The sequence below is a fragment of the Cupriavidus gilardii genome (genome assembly GCF_008801915.1).
GTDB classification, from domain to species: domain Bacteria; phylum Pseudomonadota; class Gammaproteobacteria; order Burkholderiales; family Burkholderiaceae; genus Cupriavidus; species Cupriavidus gilardii.
In genome coordinates, this window is the sequence record NZ_VZOV01000017.1 from 106,201 (window position 1) to 125,240 (window position 19,040).

Annotated in this window: 20 protein-coding genes; 5 read left to right on the forward strand and 15 right to left on the reverse strand. The window is 68.2% G+C overall.

Annotated elements, in window-relative coordinates; genetic code table 11:
• Nucleotides 1–7 precede the first annotated feature (7 nt).
• On the forward strand, nt 8–730 hold the full coding sequence (locus tag F7Q96_RS19075) for a ComF family protein (protein WP_151023104.1): 723 nt from the start codon (nt 8–10) through the stop codon (nt 728–730).
• Nucleotides 731–786: 56 nt separating this feature from the next.
• Nucleotides 787–1,257, forward strand: coding sequence for a tRNA (uridine(34)/cytosine(34)/5-carboxymethylaminomethyluridine(34)-2'-O)-methyltransferase TrmL (gene trmL / locus F7Q96_RS19080; protein ID WP_053821006.1), 471 nt, complete (start codon nt 787–789; stop codon nt 1,255–1,257).
• A 21-nt stretch (nt 1,258–1,278) separates the two neighbouring features.
• On the opposite strand, the gene F7Q96_RS19085 is transcribed toward trmL, so the two are convergent.
• The 5 genes from F7Q96_RS19085 to F7Q96_RS19105 all read right to left on the reverse strand — a co-directional run bounded on the left by F7Q96_RS19085 (nt 1,279) and on the right by F7Q96_RS19105 (nt 4,972).
• Nucleotides 1,279–2,265: a Bug family tripartite tricarboxylate transporter substrate binding protein gene (locus tag F7Q96_RS19085; RefSeq protein ID WP_053822962.1), complete on the reverse strand. Its 987-nt coding sequence runs from the start codon at nt 2,263–2,265 to the stop codon at nt 1,279–1,281.
• Between the two features lie 14 nt (nt 2,266–2,279).
• Complete coding sequence (locus F7Q96_RS19090) at nt 2,280–3,305, reverse strand: NAD(P)H-dependent glycerol-3-phosphate dehydrogenase (RefSeq protein ID WP_053821005.1); 1,026 nt, start codon at nt 3,303–3,305, stop codon at nt 2,280–2,282.
• A 178-nt stretch (nt 3,306–3,483) separates the two neighbouring features.
• Complete coding sequence (gene secB, locus F7Q96_RS19095; RefSeq protein WP_006579211.1) at nt 3,484–4,002, reverse strand: protein-export chaperone SecB; 519 nt, start codon at nt 4,000–4,002, stop codon at nt 3,484–3,486.
• Between the two features lie 152 nt (nt 4,003–4,154).
• Nucleotides 4,155–4,412 carry a glutaredoxin 3 gene (gene grxC / locus F7Q96_RS19100; RefSeq protein ID WP_006579210.1) on the reverse strand — a complete coding sequence of 86 codons (258 nt, stop codon included), beginning with the start codon at nt 4,410–4,412 and terminating at the stop codon, nt 4,155–4,157.
• Nucleotides 4,413–4,558: 146 nt separating this feature from the next.
• Nucleotides 4,559–4,972, reverse strand: a complete 414-nt coding sequence (locus tag F7Q96_RS19105) for a rhodanese-like domain-containing protein (RefSeq protein ID WP_053821004.1) — start codon at nt 4,970–4,972, stop codon at nt 4,559–4,561.
• Between the two features lie 142 nt (nt 4,973–5,114).
• Between F7Q96_RS19105 and gpmA the strand changes: the two genes are divergently transcribed.
• From gpmA to F7Q96_RS19120, 3 genes are all read left to right on the forward strand, one after another.
• Nucleotides 5,115–5,861, forward strand: coding sequence for a 2,3-diphosphoglycerate-dependent phosphoglycerate mutase (gene gpmA, locus F7Q96_RS19110; RefSeq protein WP_006579208.1), 747 nt, complete (start codon nt 5,115–5,117; stop codon nt 5,859–5,861).
• Nucleotides 5,862–6,036: 175 nt separating this feature from the next.
• Nucleotides 6,037–7,650, forward strand: coding sequence for a S41 family peptidase (locus F7Q96_RS19115; RefSeq protein WP_053821003.1), 1,614 nt, complete (start codon nt 6,037–6,039; stop codon nt 7,648–7,650).
• Between the two features lie 49 nt (nt 7,651–7,699).
• Entirely contained in the window at nt 7,700–8,449 is a 750-nt protein-coding gene (locus F7Q96_RS19120; RefSeq protein ID WP_053821002.1) for a HesA/MoeB/ThiF family protein, read from the forward strand.
• Nucleotides 8,450–8,566: 117 nt separating this feature from the next.
• On the opposite strand, the gene mnmH is transcribed toward F7Q96_RS19120, so the two are convergent.
• The 10 genes from mnmH to amt all read right to left on the reverse strand — a co-directional run.
• Entirely contained in the window at nt 8,567–9,715 is a 1,149-nt protein-coding gene (mnmH, locus tag F7Q96_RS19125; RefSeq protein ID WP_151023106.1) for a tRNA 2-selenouridine(34) synthase MnmH, read from the reverse strand.
• Nucleotides 9,715–10,779 (reverse strand): selenide, water dikinase SelD, encoded by a 1,065-nt coding sequence (selD, locus tag F7Q96_RS19130; RefSeq protein WP_151023108.1) that lies wholly within the window; start codon nt 10,777–10,779, stop codon nt 9,715–9,717. The genes mnmH and selD overlap by 1 nt, the downstream gene beginning before the upstream one ends.
• Nucleotides 10,780–11,053: 274 nt before the next feature.
• A complete protein-coding gene (gene bfr, locus F7Q96_RS19140) occupies nt 11,054–11,533 on the reverse strand; it encodes a bacterioferritin (RefSeq protein WP_053821000.1) in 480 nt (159 codons plus the stop codon).
• Nucleotides 11,534–11,653: 120 nt separating this feature from the next.
• Entirely contained in the window at nt 11,654–11,998 is a 345-nt protein-coding gene (locus tag F7Q96_RS19145; RefSeq protein WP_212762905.1) for a (2Fe-2S)-binding protein, read from the reverse strand.
• 191 nt (nt 11,999–12,189) lie between these two features.
• Nucleotides 12,190–13,971: a phosphoenolpyruvate--protein phosphotransferase gene (gene ptsP / locus F7Q96_RS19150; protein ID WP_053820999.1), complete on the reverse strand. Its 1,782-nt coding sequence runs from the start codon at nt 13,969–13,971 to the stop codon at nt 12,190–12,192.
• A 50-nt stretch (nt 13,972–14,021) separates the two neighbouring features.
• Nucleotides 14,022–14,291: an HPr family phosphocarrier protein gene (locus F7Q96_RS19155; RefSeq protein WP_006579200.1), complete on the reverse strand. Its 270-nt coding sequence runs from the start codon at nt 14,289–14,291 to the stop codon at nt 14,022–14,024.
• The gene (locus F7Q96_RS19160) at nt 14,260–14,715 is read right to left on the reverse strand and encodes a PTS sugar transporter subunit IIA (protein WP_006579199.1); all 456 of its coding nucleotides are present in this window, start codon (nt 14,713–14,715) and stop codon (nt 14,260–14,262) included. The genes F7Q96_RS19155 and F7Q96_RS19160 overlap by 32 nt, the downstream gene beginning before the upstream one ends.
• 83 nt (nt 14,716–14,798) lie before the next feature.
• Entirely contained in the window at nt 14,799–15,791 is a 993-nt protein-coding gene (gshB, locus tag F7Q96_RS19165) for a glutathione synthase (RefSeq protein ID WP_053820998.1), read from the reverse strand.
• A gap of 45 nt (nt 15,792–15,836) precedes the next feature.
• A complete protein-coding gene (gene gshA, locus F7Q96_RS19170) occupies nt 15,837–17,132 on the reverse strand; it encodes a glutamate--cysteine ligase (protein ID WP_053822960.1) in 1,296 nt (431 codons plus the stop codon).
• A gap of 514 nt (nt 17,133–17,646) precedes the next feature.
• Nucleotides 17,647–19,040, reverse strand: a 1,394-nt coding sequence (amt, locus tag F7Q96_RS19175) for an ammonium transporter (protein ID WP_282960300.1), incomplete at its 5' end; no start/stop codon positions are given.

Here is a 19,040-nt window from a genome sequence, read left to right on the forward strand (position 1 = left end):
CGGCTGCATGCGCGAGCGGCTGGCGCAGTGGTGGCTGCCCTGTACCTGCGTGCTGTGCGGGCAGGTACAGTCCGACATCGTCTGTGCAGGCTGCGCGGGCGATCTGCTGACGCCCACGCCGCGTTGTCCGCGTTGCGCCTTGCCGCAGCGGACCTCCAACCTGTGCGCGATGTGCCGCTGCGCGCCGCCCGCCTTCGACATGACCATCGTGCTGGGCGACTATGCGCCGCCGCGCGAGGCGCTGGTGCTGGCGCTGAAGTTCGGCGGGGTGCTGCCGCTGGCGGGCTGGCTCGCGCGGCAACTGGCGTCGGCGTGGGCGGCACGGTACTCGATGGCAGCCCGCGATATGGCCGACCAACCCTGCCTGGTCGTGCCGATTCCGTTGGCGCCGGACCGGCTGGCCGAGCGCGGCTTCAACCAGTCATGGGAAATCGCCCGCAGGCTCGCGCTTCGCCTGGACGCCGCGGCCAGCGCCGATCTGCTGGTGCGCTCGCGCAGCACCGCGCCGCAGGCCGCATTGGCGGCCGACCTGCGGCATCCGAACGTCGCCGGCGCCTTCGCGCTGGCGCGCGATGCCACCCCCGGCGCCTTGCATGGACGACATGTCGCCCTGGTCGACGACGTGATGACCACCGGCGCGACGCTGGCCGAGGCGGCCGCCGTGCTCAAGCGCCACGGCGCGGCGCGCGTCACCGCGCTGGTGGCGCTGCGCACGCCGGCCCCATCGTGACGCGCGATGGGGCTCGGGATGACAGCGCCGCCTCGGCACGGTAAGCTGCGCGCGCCATGTTCCATGTCGTCCTAGTCGAACCCGAGATCCCGCCGAACACCGGCAACGTGATCCGCCTGTGCGCCAACACCGGTGCCCAGCTCCACCTCGTCAAGCCGCTCGGCTTTCCGCTGGACGACGCCCGCATGCGCCGCGCCGGCCTCGATTACCACGAGTACGCCAGCATGAAGGTGCACGAGAACTGGGACGCCTTCCTCGCCAACGAACGCCCCGATCCGGCGCGCATGTTCGCGCTGACCACGCACGGCTCGACGCCGTTCGGCCAGGTGGCTTTCGCCCCCGGCGACTGGTTCGTGTTCGGCTCGGAAACACGCGGGCTGGCGCCGGAGCGCCGCGAATGGTTCGCGCCGTCGCAGCGCATCCGCCTGCCGATGCGGCCCAATAACCGCAGCCTGAATCTGTCGAATACCGTTGCCGTGGTGGTGTTCGAGGCCTGGCGCCAGCAGGGCTTCGCCGGCGGCGCCTGAGCGCGGAGCGTTTCGCCCCCGCTATTCCGGCTGCACGCCGGCCGCGCGGATGACCTGGTCCCAGCGCGCCTTCTCGCTGGCCATGGTCTGGCGCAGCGAGGCCGGCGCGGTGCCGGCCGGCATGAAGTACTGCGCCCGCATTTGCGCGCGCACGGCGTCGCTGCCGATGATCTTCACCAGCTCGCGATAGAGCCGGTCGACGATCGGCGCCGGCGTGCCGGCCGGCGCCAGCACGGCCTGCCACGAGATCGCCTCGAAGCCCGGATAGCCGGACTCGGCCACGGTCGGCACCGACGGCAACAGGCTGGTGCGGCCGCTGGTCGTCACCGCGAGCACGCGCAGCCGGCCCGCATTGACCTGCGGCATCGCGATCGCCGGCACCATGAAGGCGGCCTGGATCTGTCCGGCGATCATCGCCGCCGCGATCTGCGGAAAGCCGGGATACGGGATGTGTTCGAGCGAGATGCCGGCGCGCGCCTTCAGCTGTTCCATCGCCAGATGCGCGGCGCTGCCGTTGCCGACCGAGCCGTAGTTCAGCGCGCCGAGCCTGGCGCGCGCCAGCGCGACGAATTCGCGCAGGTCGCGCACGCCGGTGCGCGGGTCGACCACCAGCACATTGGGCGAGGTTGCCACCAGCGTCACCGGCGCCAGCTGGCGCACCGGGTCGTAGGGCAGATGGCGCGACAGCGTCGGCGCCGTGACCAGCGGACCGTTGATCGTGAACAGCAGCGTATGGCCGTCCGGCGCGGCGCGGGCCACCTGTCCGGTGCCGATATTGCCGCCGGCGCCCGGGCGATTCTCGATGACCACCGGCTGGCCCAGCGCCTGTGCCAGCGGTTCGGACACCAATCGCGCGATCAGGTCCGGGGACGAGCCCGGCGGGAACGGCACCACCATGCGGATCGGCCGCGCGGGCCAGTCCTTGTCGGCTGCCAGCAGCGGGCGCGGCAGCACCAGCGCACCGCCGCAGGCGGCCAGCGCACCGAGCCAGTGGCGCCGCTGTTTCATGCGATCGGCTGCCATCATTCGTCGCGCGCGTCGCGTTGCAGCAGCTGCGCGACCGCGTCGGCCACCGCCAAGCCTTCGAACAGCACCGCGCAGACGGCCCGCGTGATCGGCATCTCGACGCCGTGCTGGTCCGCCAGCGCCGCGACGGCCTGCGCGCAGCGCACGCCCTCGGCGACGTGACCCAGGTCGGCCAGCACCTGCTCCAGCGTCCTGCCGCCGGCCAGTTGCTGGCCGACCTTGCGGTTGCGCGACAGATCGCCGGTCGCGGTCAGGATCAGGTCGCCCATGCCGGCCAGACCCATGAAGGTCTCGGCGCGTCCGCCCAGCGCCAGACCCAGCCGCGTCATCTCGGCCAGGCCCCGGGTGACCAGCGCGGCTCGGGCATTGAGGCCGAGACCGAGCCCATCGCTGGCGCCGGTGGCGATCGCCAGCACGTTCTTGACCGCGCCGCCGACCTCGACGCCGACCAGATCGTCGCTGCCGTAGATCCGCATCGCGCGATGGTGGAAGGCGCGCTGCGACAGTTCGGCGATGGCCGGCGCATTGCCCGCGACGGTCAGCGCGCACGGCAGCCCCAGCGCGACCTCGCGCGCGAAGCTCGGTCCGGTCAGCACGCCGTACTCGACCGGCACCGACGCGCCGGCGGCAGCCAGTTCCTCGGCCACCATCTGGTGCGGCATCGCGTGCGTGCCGGCCTCGAAGCCCTTGCACAGCCACAGCATGCGCAACGGCACGCCATGCGCGGCAGCCTCGGCGGCCAGGCGCCGCGTCATCTCGCGCAGGCCCGACACCGGCGTGGCGACGATCGCCAGCCCGTCAGGCGCGCACAGCGCATGCGCGGCGGCGCGGGCGAAATCGGCTTCGAAGCCGAGCCGCTCGGACAGCGGCACCCCAGGCAGATAGTCCGCATTGACGCCGGAGGCCGCCATCGCGGCGAGCTGCCCGGCGTCCCGGCCCCACAGCACGACCGGGTGCACGGCGGCGGCATGGCTGGCCAGCGCGGTGCCCCAGGCGCCGGCTCCGAGAAAGGCAAGGTTCATGATCGATGCGTGGTCGAGGCGTTGGTCGATGGGTCAGGCCGCTGCACGGCTGGCGATGACGGCGATCGCAGCCAATGCGGCAAGCCCGGCTGGCGCAGCCATTCGATCCATTGAAGCTATAGACGCAAAAAGGCGGAACGGGGCCGCAGCCCCGTTCCGCCCGCAGATCGCTTGACGATCAGTGACGTGCCTGCGTGCCATCGGGCATCACGATGCCGGAGCCGCCGCCCTCGGCCTGTGCCTGCTCCATCGCCGCCTGCAGGCGCTGCTCGTACAGCGCCTGGAAGTTGATCTCGGACAGATGGATGGCCTGGAAGCCCGCGCGCGTGATCACGTCGGCGATATTGCTGCGCAGGTACGGATACAGGATCGTCGGGCAGGCGATGCCCAGCAGCGGATCGAGCTGTTCGTCCGGCACATTGCGGATATCGAAGATGCCGGCCTGATGGGCCTCGACCAGGAAGGCGACCTTGTCCTGCACCTTGGTGGTGACCGTGCCGGTCACGACGACCTCGAAAATGCCGTCCGTCAGCTGCGAGGCGCCCACGTTGACCTGCACCTCGACCGAAGGCGCTTCCGTTTCGAGGAAGATCTGCGGCGAATTCGGCTGCTCCAGCGACATGTCCTTCAGGTAGACGCGCTGGATGTTGAAGTACGGTTGATCGTCCTGCTGCTGATTGGTTTGCTGGTCGCTCATGGATGGGTGCCCGAATGGCGGGAATGAAACGTGGCGGGAAGGGGACGGGGTGCGGACGGCCGCGCGCCGGGCGGCGGCCAACCGCGTGGTCCGGTTGGAAAACGCATATGGTACATGACGCGGATGACGAATTCATCCGCGCATGGGGCGGATCAGGCGGCCAGCAGCGGCGCCAGGCCCCCTTGGCGATCGAGCGCGGACAGATCGTCGAAGCCGCCGACATGGCGGTCGTCGATATAGATCTGCGGCACGGTGCGGCGACCGGTGCGGCTCATCATTTCCTCGCGCTTGCCGGGCTCGCGGTCGATCATGATCTTCTCGATCGTCTCGACCCCCTTCGAGCGCAGCAGGCGCTCGGCCATCTGGCAATACGGACACACCATCGTGCTGTACATGACGACGCGGGCCATGCGCTTACCTCCTTGCATCTTGCGGTTCAGACCCGGCCCGCCGCGGCAGTCGCTGCGGCGGCCGGTCGACTTGTGGACTTTACCAGCGTCGGGCAGGGCCTGCTGACGGCCCGCTGCGGCCTTTCAGGCATCGGCCCGCTGCGGCCTTACTTGACCAGCGGCAGGCCGGCCTGCTGCCAGGCGGCCACGCCACCCTCGAGCGAATAGACCTCGCCGAAGCCGGCCTGCTTGAGCGCCGTGTGCGCCTTGGACGAACGCTGGCCGGTCTGGCATACGACGATGATGGGGGCGGACTTGTCCTTCGCAAGGCTGGCCGCGCGATTGGCCAGTTCGGCCAGCGGCGCGCTCCTGGCCTGCGGCAGGTGGCCCTTGGCGTATTCGGCCGGTTCGCGGATATCGACCACGACCGCGCCGCGCTTGTTGATCAGCTGCGTCGCCGTGGTCGCATTGACCGTCTTGCCGCCCGCGCTGCGCGAAATGGTCGGCCAGGCCAGCAGGCCGCCCGACACCACCGCAAGGGCGATCAGGGCAAGGTTGTTGTAGTCGGCGAAGAAATTCACGTTGGGTTTCCGGTGGGTTGTGTCGGCGGCATTATAAAATAGCCGGTTTCGCGCCCAGCCCCCCTGTCGACGGGGCCGCTTCCCGCGGCCGGCAAGTGGCTCGCGAGCGGCGCGCGCAGCATTCTCACTCTTTGGAAGCAGCATGTACAAACTCGTTCTCATCCGCCACGGCGAATCGACCTGGAATCTGGAAAACCGCTTCACCGGCTGGGTCGACGTGGACCTGACCGAGACCGGCGCGCAGCAGGCCCGCCAGGCCGGCCAACTGCTGAAGGACGCGGGCTTCGCCTTCGACGTCGCCTATACCTCGGTGCTCAAGCGGGCCATCCGCACGCTGTGGCACGTGCAGGACGAGATGGATCTGATGTGGATCCCGGTGCGCAACGAATGGCGCCTGAACGAGCGCCACTACGGCGCGCTGGCCGGCCTGAACAAGGCGGAGACCGCCGCCAGGTTCGGCGACGAGCAGGTGCTGGTCTGGCGCCGCAGCTACGATACCCCGCCGCCCGCGCTGGAGCCGACCGATCCACGCGCCTCGTACGACGATCCGCGCTACGCCGGCGTGCCGCGCGAACTGATTCCGCTGACCGAATGCCTGAAGGACACGGTGGCCCGCGTGCTGCCGCTCTGGAACGAATCGATCGCCCCGGACATCAAAGCCGGAAAGCGCGTGGTCATCGCGGCCCATGGCAACAGCATCCGCGCGCTGGTGAAGTACCTCGACCAGATTTCCGATGACGATATCGTGGGCCTCAATATCCCGAACGGCACGCCCCTCGTGTACGAACTCGACGCCGAGCTGCGGCCGATCCGGCATTACTACCTGGGCGACCAGGAAGCGATCGCCGCCTCGCTGGCCGCCGTCGCCAGCCAGGGCAAGGCGCGCTGAGCCGGACGCGCCAGCCCTGGCGCACCGAGGCCTGCGCCGCATTGCGGCGCGGCCTTTTTTACCGCCCGCTCTTATACTGTCGGTCAGACCGGACCGGCAGCGCCCCTTGCGCCACGCCGCAACCGGCGCAACTCACGGCGCGTGACCAGCGCCATCCAACGTTCAGGCAGCCCACATGCGTAAGACGCTCAAGAACATCAGCCTTGTCTCCGCGGGACTCGTTGCCGGCGTGCTCGCCACGCTGCAGCTGTCCGCGACCGCGCAGAACTCCTCGGGGCCGTTGCCCCTGGAGCAGTTGCGGCTGATGGCGGACATATTCGGGCAGATCAAGCGCGAGTACGTCGAGCCGGTCGACGACAAGAAGCTGCTGACCGAAGCCATCAAGGGCATGGTGGCCAGCCTCGACCCGCATTCGTCGTATCTGGACGCCAAGGACTTCAAGGAACTGCAGGAAGGCACGCGCGGCCGTTTCGCCGGCCTTGGCATCGAGATCTCGCAGGAAGAGGGCCTGGTCAAGGTCATCAACCCGATCGAGGACACGCCCGCCTTCCGCGCCGGCATCCAGCCCGGCGACCTGATCACCCGCATCGACGACAAGCCGGTGCGCGGCCTGCCGCTCGAACAGGCGGTCAAGCGCATGCGCGGCGAGCCTGGCACCAAGGTCACGCTGACGATCTACCGCAAGAGCGAGGAGCGCACCTTCCCGGTGTCGATCACGCGCGCCGAGATCCGCGTGCAGTCGGTCAAGGCCAAGATGGTCGATCCGGCCATCGGCTGGGTCCGCCTGACCAGCTTCCAGGAACGCACCGTGGCCGACCTGGGGCGGCGCCTGGCCGAGCTGGCGCAGAAGAATCCGAACATGAAGGGCCTCGTGCTGGATCTGCGCAACAACGGCGGCGGCGTGCTGCAGGGCGCGGTCGGCGTGTCGGCGGCCTTCCTGCCCGAGGACGTGACCGTGGTCTCGACCAACGGCCAGGTGCCCGACGCCAAGCGCGTCTACAAGACCAACTTCAACAATTACCGGCTGTCGTCGGTCGAGGACGATCCGCTGAAGGATCTGCCGCCGCTGTTCAAGAAGATCCCGATGGTGGTGCTGACCAACGCCTATTCGGCGTCGGCCTCGGAGATCGTCGCGGGCGCGCTGCAGGACCACAAGCGCGCGCTGATCATGGGCAAGACCACGTTCGGCAAGGGCTCGGTGCAGACCGTGCGGCCGCTGACGAACGACACCGGCATCAAGCTGACCATCGCGTACTACTACACGCCGTCGGGCAAGTCGATCCAGGCCAAGGGCATCCGTCCGGACATCCCGGTCGACCAGAACCCCGAAGGCGATCCGGACGACGCGCTGATCACGCGCGAGATCGATACCGAGCGCCATCTGCACAACAAGCAGGAGTCCGAGGAAGCCGAGATGACCGAGCGCGAACAGCGCCGCGTCGAGGAACTGCGCCGGCTCGAGGAAGAAAACGCGAAGAAGTCGCCGGAAGAGCGCGAGAAGGAGCGGCGCAAGAAGCCGATCGAGTTCGGCACCAACGAGGATTTCATGCTGCAGCAGGCGATCCACCAGCTCAAGGGCGAACCGGTCAAGCGTTCGCGCTCGAAGCTCGAGGCGACCCCCGTCTCCGACAGCAAGGTGCCGAAGGGCCCGGTCAAGGCCGATCCGTCGAAGCGCGCGCCGGCTCCCGACGCCAAGCCCGCCGCGCCGGAAGGCAAGCCCGACAGCAAGCCGCCGGCCAGCGCGCCGATGGGCAAGCCGCTCGGCACGCCGACCGGCAAGGCGCCCTGAACGCCAGACCGACGCATCGCGGCGGGACCCCGTTCCCGCCGCCCGCCCGATGAACGACGACCAACTGCTGCGCTACTCGCGGCATATCCTGCTCGATGAGCTGGGCATCGAAGGCCAGAGCCGGCTGCTGGCCGGCCGCGCGCTGGTGATCGGCGCCGGCGGCCTGGGCGCCGCGGCGCTGCCCTACCTGGCTTCGGCCGGGGTCGGCACCATCGTCTTGGTCGACAACGACGAGGTCGACCTGACCAATCTGCAACGCCAGATCCTGCACACCACTGCCAATGTCGGCCGGCCCAAGGTCGAATCGGCGCGCGAGGGCATGCTGCGGATCAATCCCGAGATCGATGTGCGGCTGGTGCCGGCACGCGTCGGCGACAGCGAACTGGATGTGCTGGTGCGCGACGCCGACGTGGTGCTGGACTGCTGCGACAACTTCGCCACGCGCCATGCGGTCAACCGGGCCTGCGTCGCCCATCGCGTGCCGCTGGTCTCGGGGGCCGCGCTGCGCTTCGATGGACAGATCAGCGTGTTCGATCGCCGGCGCGACGATGCGCCGTGCTACGCCTGCCTGTTTCCGCCGTCCGAGAACGCGCCCGAGGCCGCCTGCGCGACCATGGGGGTGTTTGCGCCGCTGGTCGGCATGGTCGGCACGGTGCAGGCGGCCGAGGCGCTGAAGCTGATCGCCGGCGTTGGCGAGACTCTCGCCGGACGGCTGCTGATGGTCGATGCGTTCCGCATGGAATGGACCACGATGGCGCTCGCGCGCACGCCCGACTGCGAGGTTTGCGGCCGCCATTGAGGCCATGGTGTTCCTGCCCTCCTCCCGCTCGCGGGAGAGGGGCAGGGGATGGGCAAGAGCGGCCGTCATGGCCGACCGCATCGGTTCAGCCGAAGCCTTTCTCTCTCCCCTGCCCTCTCACGCAAGCGGGACAGGGGACACAGGCCGCGTTCGCTCCCGCAGATATTCCCGTACCGCCAGCCGATCGCCGCGAAAGACGATGCGGCTCTCCCTCGCCTCGCGCTGGTAGTCGTACATCGGATCGTAGTAATGGCGCAGCAGCACCGCGATCCAGACGCGATGCTCGTCGACCTCGCCGCTCTGCGCCTGGCGTTGCAATGCATGCGCGAGCAGCGCGGCCAGGCGCTCGTAGCGCTGGCCGCCGAGCCGGCGCGCGATGCCGGCCAGCGCGTCGCGCATCCGTTCCGAGAAGGCGGCGAAGCCCTTGTCCGGCCCATGCGCGGCGACGAATTCCGCGGCCAGATCGACCACATAGTCCTGCAGCACGCGTTCCACGCGCGCCTCGAACGGTTCGTCCAGCCAGACCAGCGGACTGGCCTGCATGCGGGCGTACAGGCGCTGCGGCACGTCCCGGCTGCCGATGAAGCGGCCCTCGTCCTCGACTACCAGCGTGCCGGCGCCGGCCGCGCGCCGCCGCAGCAGGTCGATCGCCAGCCCGTTCTCGAAGTCGATCTGCGTCGGCTGCGGACGCGCGCGCCGGCCGAAGCTCGAGCCGCGATGCGCGGCGTGGGCCTCGAGATCGATGCCGCTGTCGAGCTCGGCCAGCAGCGAGGTCTTGCCGCTGCCGGTCAGGCCGCCGAGCACCAGCCAGCCGCATTCGCCGACGGCCGCGTCGAGCGTTTCGATCAGGAAGGTGCGCATCGCCTTGTAGCCGCCGATGACGCGCGGATAGTCGATGCCGGCCTCGCGCAGCCACTGCTGCGAGATCTGCGAGCGCAGACCGCCGCGGAAGCAGTACAGATAGCCTTGCGGGTGGCGACGCGCGAACTCTGCCCAGGCTGCCACCCGCATCGCCTTGCGCTCGCCGCTGACCAGCGCATGGCCGAGCGCGATCGCGGCCTGTTGCCCTTCCGCCTTGTAGCGGCAGCCGACCCGGTGACGCTCGTCGTCGTCCATCAACGGCAGATTGACCGCGCCCGGAAAGGCGCCGCGCGCAAACTCGGCGGGCGCGCGCACATCGAGCATCGGCACGCCAGACAGCAGCAGCGCACGATAGTCGGCGCTGTCGGGCCTGACAGCCCCCGCTGGCGCAGGCATGCTGTCCATCACCGCACCACCACCGCGCGATCGGCGTGGGCGTCGCGCTCTGTCATCTCGCCGATGCATTCCAGCGCGAGACCGCATTCGGCTGCCGCGGCGAGGAATTCCTGTTCGCCCGCGGGCTCGACCGCGACCAGCAGCCCCCCGCTGGTCTGCGGGTCGCACAGTATCGCGCGCCATTCGGCATCGAGTTCGCCGTGGACGCAGCCGATCCGGTGCCCATAGCTGGCGAAGTTGCGCTGGGTGCCGCCCGGCACGCAGCCGGCGGCGACGTACTCGCGCACCCCGGGCAGCAGCGGCACCGCGGCATGATCGAGCTGCGCGCTCAAGCCACTGCCGTCGGCCATTTCGACCAGATGGCCGAGCAGTCCGAAGCCGGTCACGTCGGTCATCGCCCGCACCGCGTCGAGCCGGCCGAAGCGGCTGCCGGGGCGGTTCAGGCGGCACATCCAGTCGGTCGCCAGGCGGCTGTGTTCGTCGCGCAGCTTGCCCTGCTTGCCGGCCGTGGTCAGCACGCCGATGCCGAGCGGCTTGGTCAGGTACAGCCGGCAACCGGCGCGGGCGGTGTCGTTGCGCTTCAGGTGCGCGCGCTCGACCATGCCGGTCACGGCCAGGCCGAAGATCGGCTCGGGCGCATCGATCGAATGCCCGCCGGCCAGTGCGATGCCCGCCTCGTCGCAGGCACGGCGACCGCCGGCCACCACCTCGCGCGCGATCTCGGGCGGCAGCACATTGACGGGCCAACCCAGGATCGCGATGGCCAGCAGCGGATCGCCGCCCATCGCATAGACGTCGCTGATCGCATTGGTGGCCGCGATGCGGCCAAAGTCGAAGGGATCGTCGACCACCGGCATGAAGAAGTCGGTGGTCGATACCACCGCACGGCCATCGTCGCTGCCGTCGATCGCGTAGACCGCCGCGTCATCGCGCGAGGCGTTGCCGACCCACAGCCGTGGGTCCAGATGCTGCGGCCCGCTGCCGGCCAGGATCACGTCGAGCACCTGCGGCGAAATCTTGCAGCCGCAGCCGGCGCCGTGGCTGTATTGCGTCAATCTGATGGGTTCCGGCATGGGAGTGTCCTCGCTGGGAGATCGGACCGCGGAGGGGGGCGGGAGCGCTGGAATTCCGGGAATCCGGGATCGGAAATCTGGAATCGGAAATCGGGAATCGGGAATCGCGAATCGGCGACCGGCAGATCGGAGCGCAGATGAGAAACCGAATGGGAATGAGAGGGATTCAAGCTGCGGAGCGCGCGGCGGCGGGCGGCTCGGTGAGGCGCCGCTGACGACCGCCTGGCCCTGAAACTGGCGTGACGGGGCCTTGCGGGTCCTGCCGCGGCCGGGCTTACTGCTCGCCCGGCTCCATCTGCGATTGCAGATAGTTCTGCAGGCCGACCTTGTCGATCAGGTCCAGCTGCGTTTCCAGATACTCGATGTGCTCTTCGGTATCGGTCAGGATGTCGACCAGAATCTCGCGGCTGACGTAGTCGCCGACCGATTCGCAGTAGGCGATGCCTTCCTTGACCGTCACGTGAGCGGTCTGCTCCAGCTTCAGGTCGCACTTGAGCATCTCGGGCGTGTCTTCGCCGATCAGCAGCTTGTGCAGGTCCTGCAGGTTGGGCAGTCCGTCGAGCATCAGAATGCGTTCGATCAGCCGGTCGGCATGCTTCATCTCGCCGATCGATTCCTTGTACTCCACGTCGCCGAGCTTCTTCAGGCCCCAGTGGCGATACATACGGGCGTGCAGGAAATACTGGTTGACCGCGGTCAGCTCGTTGGTGAGCTGCGCATTCAGATACTGGATGACCTTCTTGTCACCTTTCATCGGGGGCTCCTGTTGCTACGGGCCCGCCAAAACACGACGCGGCGCTGGTTGCGCCGCGTGCAGTCAGAGGAAAACGACGAACACACGCGCCGATCGCCGGTCTGCGATCGGGAAGCGTGTTCAGGCAACCAGCTCGGTTTGCTGGTCGTTCGCGACTGCCGGGTCCCGTGTGTCCATTATGGCACGCGGTACCGACGAGGAACAGGAGGAAAACTGGACGACGTGAACGGTCTGGGCCGTCACCGTGACGGTGGCGCTGTGGCAGGACGCTGCAACGCCTTCGGCGAGAACCTGCTGCGCGCAATCGCGGCAGCGGCCGCAGCACGTGCCGACGCCGAGCGTTTCGGCCAGCTCGTCGAGCGTGGACACGCCCAGCTGGACGGCGCCATGAATCTCGCGATCGGTTACCTGGTTGCAGATGCAGACGTACACAAAGCCTCCTTGGGGCAGCGCGGACACCGGCATGTCCTGACTGTTGGAGGCAGCATAACAGAGATAAAGAATGATAACAATTCCCATTAAGAAACAGAAACACGCCAGGGAATCTGCATCACTTTACTTACAAATCAAGGGCTTGCAACGTCACGTATGTGCATGACAAGCGCTACAGGCAGCACTTCGAGGGCGCTGCGCTGGCCGCTATAACCCCGAGGGTTTCAGGGTTGTGACAGTCGCGCCAGCGCGGCCGCGGCCTCTTCCGGCTCGTAGGCGCACAGCACCTGCTCGACCAGCCCTTCGAGCCGCCCGCAGTCGGCATGCAGGATCTCCTGCTTGACGCGCAGCAGCTGGGCCGGATGCATCGAGAACTCGCGCAGGCCCATGCCGAGCAGCAGCCGGGTCATCGCCGGATCGCCCGCCATTTCCCCGCAGACGGCGACCGGGACGCCGGCGTGGTTGGCCTCGCGGATCGTGCGTGCGATCAGCTGCAGCACGGCCGGGTGCAGCGGGTCGTACAGATGGGCGACGGCATTGTCGGCGCGATCGATCGCCAGCGTGTACTGGATCAGATCGTTGGTGCCGATCGACAGAAAATCCATGCGCCGCAGGAACAGCGGCAGCAGCAGCACCGCCGCCGGGATCTCGATCATCGCGCCGACCTTCAGGCAGGGGTCGTAGGCGACCCCGCGCTGATCCAGCTCGTGCTTGGCGCGCGCGACCAGCTCCAGCGTCTGGTCGATCTCGCGCGCATGCGCCAGCATCGGGAACAGCAGCCGCACCGACCCGAAGGCCGACGCGCGCAGCAGCGCGCGCAGCTGCGTCAGGAACATCGCCGGCTCCGACAGCGACCAGCGGATCGCGCGCAAGCCCAGCGCGGGATTGAGCGCGGTCTCGTATTCCTCGGCGCGGCCGTCGCGCCCGTCGCGGAAATCGAGCAGCGGCTTGTCGGCGCCGATGTCGATCGTGCGGATCGTCACCGGCAGCCCGCGCATCGCTTCGACCGCGGCGCGATAGGCCTCGAACTGTTCGTCCTCGCCGGGCAATTCGCCGCGCCGGTTCATGAACAGGAATTCGGAGCGGAACAGGCCGACGCCCACCGCGCCGGCCGCCAGCGCGGCGGACGCGTCCTCGGCCATCTCGATATTGGCCAGCAGATCGATCTCGATGCCGTCCAGCGTCACCGCGGGCGTATGCCGCAGCCGCTGCAGCCGCTTGTTCTCGAGCGCCCGCTCGCTCTGCCGGTGGCGGTATTCCTCGAGGATGATCGGCGTCGGATCGACGATCACCAGTCCGGCATCGCCGTCGATGATGATCCAGTCGTCCTGGCGGATCAGCTCGCTGGCGTTCTGCACGCCGACCGCGGCGGGGATGTCGAGGCTGCGCGCGACGATCGCGGTATGCGAGGTGCGTCCGCCCAGATCGGTGACGAAGCCGTGGAAGACGGTATGGCGGAACTGCAGCATGTCGGCCGGCGAGATGTCGTGGGCGACCACGACCACCCCGGGCGCAGGCTGGCCGTCGGCCGCGACCGCGGGCACCGGCGCCGGCGCCAGCACCGGCGCGCCGGCGAGCACCTTCAGGATCCGTTCGACCACCTGCTCGATATCGGCCTTGCGCTCGCGCAGGTATTCGTCCTCGATCTCGTCGAACTGGCGCATCAGATCCTCGAGCCGCGTCGTCAGCGCCCATTCGGCGTTGTAGCGGCGCTCGCGGATCAGTCTCTCGGCCTCGCGCGACAGCATCTCGTCATCGAGGATCATCGCGTGCACGTCGAGGAAGGCGCCCATCTCCTCCGGCGCATCGCGCGGCAGGTCGCGCTTGAGCGCCGCCAGTTCGGCCCGCACCGCGGTGCGCGCATGGCGCAGCCGCAGCACCTCGTCCTCGAGCCGGTCTTCGTCGACCAGGTAATGGGACACGTCGAGCGCGGCGGGCGCCAGCAGATGGGCGCGCCCGATCGCAACGCCGCGCGAGACTGGGATGCCGTGCAGGGCGAATGGCATGAACCGCTCCGTTCAGGAACGTTGGTGAAATCCGGACAGGGCCAGCGCCCTCATTCTCCCTCGCCGAAGCGATTGGCGATCAGCGCGGTCAGCGCGTCCATCGCTTCCTGCTCGTCGGGCCCTTCGGTTTCGATGGTGACCGTCGAGCCGATGCCCGCGGCCAGCATCATCACACCCATGATGCTCTTGGCGTCGACCTGGCGCCCGTTGCGCGACATCCTGACCTGACTGACAAAACTGCCCGCCAGTTGCGTGAGCTTGGCGGAGGCCCGGGCATGCAGCCCGAGCTTATTGATGATGGTGACGTCCCTCTGCAGCATACTTGTCGGGGTGGTTGGCGATCTGGTTCTGTACGGTGGTCGAGCCGATCTGCAGCACGCCTTGCGAGCCGCCGGCGAGCGCCTTGGTGGCGAGCTGGTCCAGCTTTTCGGAGCGGTAGCAGATCGCCCGCACGAGCATCGGCAGATTGACGCCGGCGAGCACCTTGATCCGGCCCGGCTCGGCGAGACGGGCGGCGATATTGGCGGGGGTAGCGCCGAAGATGTCGGTCAGCACCAGCGCCCCATTGTCTTCGATCACGGCGGCCAGGCAGCGGCGCGCCTCGGCCAGCACGGCCGCCGGCTCCGCATCCGGAGCGACGTCGATCGCCTCGACCCGCTTGGGCTCGCCGCAATAGACATGCGCGGCGCAGTCCCGCAGCGCCGAAGCGAGCGGCGCGTGCGCGATGATCAGAATGCCTGCCATGATGGTGAATCCTGTGGATTGCCGCGATTGTAGCAGGCGGGGTAACGGCGCCGTCGCGCGCAGCGGCGGTCCGGCGCCCGCGCTCAGCTCCCCTTCCGGGCCGCGCGCGCAGCGACCGCCCGTTCCAGCGCGTCGATGAACATGCCGGCCACCGGGAAACCGGTCTGCTGCATGATCTCCTGGAAGCAGGTCGGGCTGGTCACGTTGACCTCGGTCAGGTAGTCGCCGATCGCGTCGAGGCCCACCAGCAGCAGGCCGCGCTGCCACAGCACCGGCGCGAGCGTCTGCGCGATCTCGCGGTCGCGCTCGGACAGCGGCTGCGCACGGCCGGTGCCGCCCGCCGCCAGGTTGCCGCGCACCTCGCCGGCCATCGGCACGCGCGCCAGCGAGTACGGCACCGGCTCGCCGCCGATCAGCAGGATGCGCTTGTCGCCGTCCTTGATCTCCGGGATATAGCGCTGCGCCATCAGCGTGCGCACGCCGTTGGCGCCCAGCGTTTCGATGATCGCGCCCAGGTTCATGCCATCGGCGCCGACGCGGAACACGCCCATGCCCCCCATGCCGTCCAGCGGCTTGACGATGATGTCGCGATGCTCGGCATGGAAGGCGCGGATGCGCGCCGCGTCGCGCGTGACCAGCGTCGGCGCGATGAACTGCGGGAACTGGGCGATCGCGACCTTCTCGGAATGGTCGCGGATCGCCTGCGGCTTGTTGAAGACGTTGGCGCCCTGCGACTCGGCCAGCTCCAGCAGCCAGGTGCTGGTCACGTATTCCATGTCGAACGGCGGATCCTTGCGCATCAGCACCGCGTCGAAGGCCGGCACCGGCATCGCGGCCGGCGCATCGAGGCGGAACCAGGCGGCGTGGCCATGGCCGTGGTCATGGTCCTTCCCGGCATCGAGCAGATGCAGCCGCTGCGCGACCGCCTCCACCGCGCCGCCGACCAGCGACAGCTGCGACTGCAGGCAGAAGAACAGCTCGTGGCCGCGCGAGGCGGCCTCGACCATCATCGCGTAGGTGGAGTCCTTGTAGGTCTTGAAGGTCTCGAGCGGATCGGTAATGAACAGAATGCGCATGCTGGCGTGTCCGGTTGGTAGCCCGTGGTCGTGCCGGTCGGCGGATCAGAGGATCGGATTGGGATCGGTCTTCTCCAGTTCCACCGAGGCCGCCAGCAGCGCGAGCCGCGCCACCACGCCATACATGTAGAACCGGTTCGGCACCGCCGCGCCCGGCTTCGCATGCGTGTCCGGGATGCTGTTGGGCGCGAACGCCAGCGGCACGAAATGCATGCCCGGCGCGTTCAGATTCTCGTCGACCCCGCGGCCGGTATGGACCCGGTAGAAGCCGCCAACGACGTAGCGGTCGATCATGTAGACCACCGGCTCGGCCACCGCCTCGTTGACCTTCTCGAAGGTATGCACGCCCTCCTGGATGATCACGTCGTTGACCTCGAGGCCTTCCTTGACGACGCTCATCTTGTTGCGTTCCTTGCGGTTCAGGCCCTTGACCTCCGCCGGATCGCGCACCGTCATCACGCCCATGCCGTAGGTGCCGGCATCGGCCTTGACCACCACGTACGGCGTTTCCTTGATGCCGTATTCGCGGTACTTCTTGGCGATCTTCTTGAGCACGCCCTCGACCGCGTCGGCCAAGGCTTCCTCGCCGACCCGCTCATGGAAGTCGATGCCGCCGACCTTGGCGAAATACGGATTGATCATCCACTGGTCGATGTCGATCAGCTTGGCGAACTTCTTGGCGACCTCGTCGTAGGCCGAGAAGTGCGAGGACTTGCGCCGCGTGGACCAGCCCGCGTGCAGCGGCGGCAGCACGTATTGCTCGTTGATGTTCTCAAGGATCGGCGGCACGCCGGCCGACAGGTCGTTGTTCAGCAGGATCGAACAGGGATCGAAGTCCTTGAGCCCCAGCCGGCGGTCCTTGGTGCCCAGCCGGGTCAGCGGCTCGACGACCAGCGTCTGGCCGTCGGGCAGCTCGATCGGGGTCGGTTCGGTGATGTCCTCGGACAGCGAGCCGAGCCGGACATTGAGACCGGCCTGGCGCATGATCAGCGACAGCCGCGCCACGTTCTGCAGATAGAACATATTGCGGGTATGGCGCTCCGGAATCAGCAGCAGGTTCTTGGCATCCGGGCAGATCTTCTCGATCGCCGCCATCGCCGCCTGCACCGCCAGCGGCAACATTTCGGGGGCCAGATTGTTGAAACCGCCGGGGAACAGATTGGTATCGACCGGGGCCAGCTTGAAGCCGGCGTTGCGCAGATCGACCGAACAGTAGAACGGAGGGGTATGCTCCTGCCATTCCAGACGGAACCACCGCTCGATGGACGGGGTCGCGTCCAGTATCTTCTTTTCCAGTTCGAGCAGCGGGCCGTTCAGCGCGGTGATGAGGTGCGGGACCATATCCATCCTATTGATCGTCTTTATCGTCCGCCCCGATTGTAGAGGAACGGCCAATTGCATGCAGATGGCATGCCAATGCCGGCGGAACGGCAAAATGTCCGCGCCGTTTCGCCTTGGGCTAACGATATGGGGATGGAGCGCCGAATTCAAAGGGCGAGAAGCGGGCGCCGGCACGGCAAAAAAAAACGCGGCATCGCCGCGTTTCAAGTGGCCTGACAGATACGGGGAGCGTTCTGCAGGTGGAGGAAACTGCCTCACCTGCACTCTATGCGGGTGCTGTCCTTTACACAAATGAAGGATTTTGAATTCCGATTTAAGCGGATGGCGAACAGTGCTTGCCTGCTGCCGGCAAGCCGCGCCGGCACTGGCCTTGCCGGCGCCCGCCCATAAAAAAGCCCGGCACGCGGCCGGGCAAAACTCCTGAGAGAAGATTCCCAATCAGCTCTCCAGCACAACACCGTGGGCGATGCGGGGGCGGCAGGCCGTGGGACCCCGCATCGCGCGTTCGTTTGGATCAGCCCTCGTACGCGGTCTCGCCGTGCGAGGTGATGTCCAGGCCTTCGCGCTCCTCGTCCTCGGGCACGCGCAGGCCGATCAGTAGGTCCACCAGCTTGAAGGCGACGAAGGCCACCACCGCCGACCACACCACGGTGGTCAGCACGCCCTCGGTCTGCACCCAGACCTGGTGGGCGATCGAATACTCGTCCGACACCTTGTTGGCCACGTAGTCGTAGATGCCCACGCCGCCCAGGCTCGGCGCCGCGAACACGCCGGTCAGGATCGCGCCGGCGATGCCGCCGACGCCATGCACGCCGAACACGTCCAGCGAGTCGTCCGCACCGAGCATCCGCTTCAGGCCGGTCACACCCCACAGGCACAGCAGGCCGGCCACCAGGCCCATCACGATCGAGCCCATCGGGCCGACGAAGCCGGCGGCCGGGGTGATCGCCACCAGGCCGGCGACCGCGCCGGAGGCGCCGCCCAGCATCGACGGCTTGCCCTTGGTGATCCACTCGCCGAAGGTCCACGCCAGCACCGCGGCGCAGGTCGCCAGCAGCGTGTTGACGAAGGCCAGCGCGGCACCGCCGGTCGCTTCCAGGCCCGAGCCGGCGTTGAAGCCGAACCAGCCGAACCACAGCAGCGAGGCGCCGACCATGGTGAAGGTCAGGCTGTGCGGGCGCAGCGCCTCGCGGCCGAAGCCGATCCGCTTGCCGAACATGTAGGCACCGACCAGGCCCGCCACCGCGGCGTTGATATGGACGACGGTACCGCCGGCGTAGTCGAGCGCCCCCTTCTGGAACAGCCAGCCGGCCTTGGCCGTGGCCGCTTCGGCCGCCGCCGCATCGGTGTACGCGTCCGGACCCGGCCAGAACCAGACCATATGCGCCATCGGGATATAGGCGAAGGTGAACCACAGCACGATGAACACCAGCACCGCCGAGAAGCGGGCCCGCTCGGCGAAGGCGCCGATGATCAGGCTGCAGGTGATCGCGGCGAAGGCGCACTGGAAGGCGAAGAAGCCCAGCTCCGGAATCACCACGCCCTTGCTGAAGGTCGCCGTGACCGCTTCCGGCGTCAGGCCCTTCATGAACAGCCGGTCGGTGCCGCCGAAGAAGGCGTTGCCCTCGGTAAAGGCGAAGCTGTAGCCGTAGATGGCCCACAGCAGCGCGACCAGCGAGAAGATCACTAGGCACTGCATCAGCACCGACAGCATGTTCTTCGAGCGGACCAGGCCGCCGTAGAACAGCGCCAGGCCCGGCAGCGTCATCAGGATCACGAAGGCCGTGGACATCAGCAGCCAGGCCACGTCGCCCTTGTCCGGGGTCGGCGCGGCGGCCGGCGCCGCGGCTTCCGCGGCAGGCGCCGGGGCCGCGGAAGCGGCGGGCGCGGCGGGCGCGGCGGTGGCGG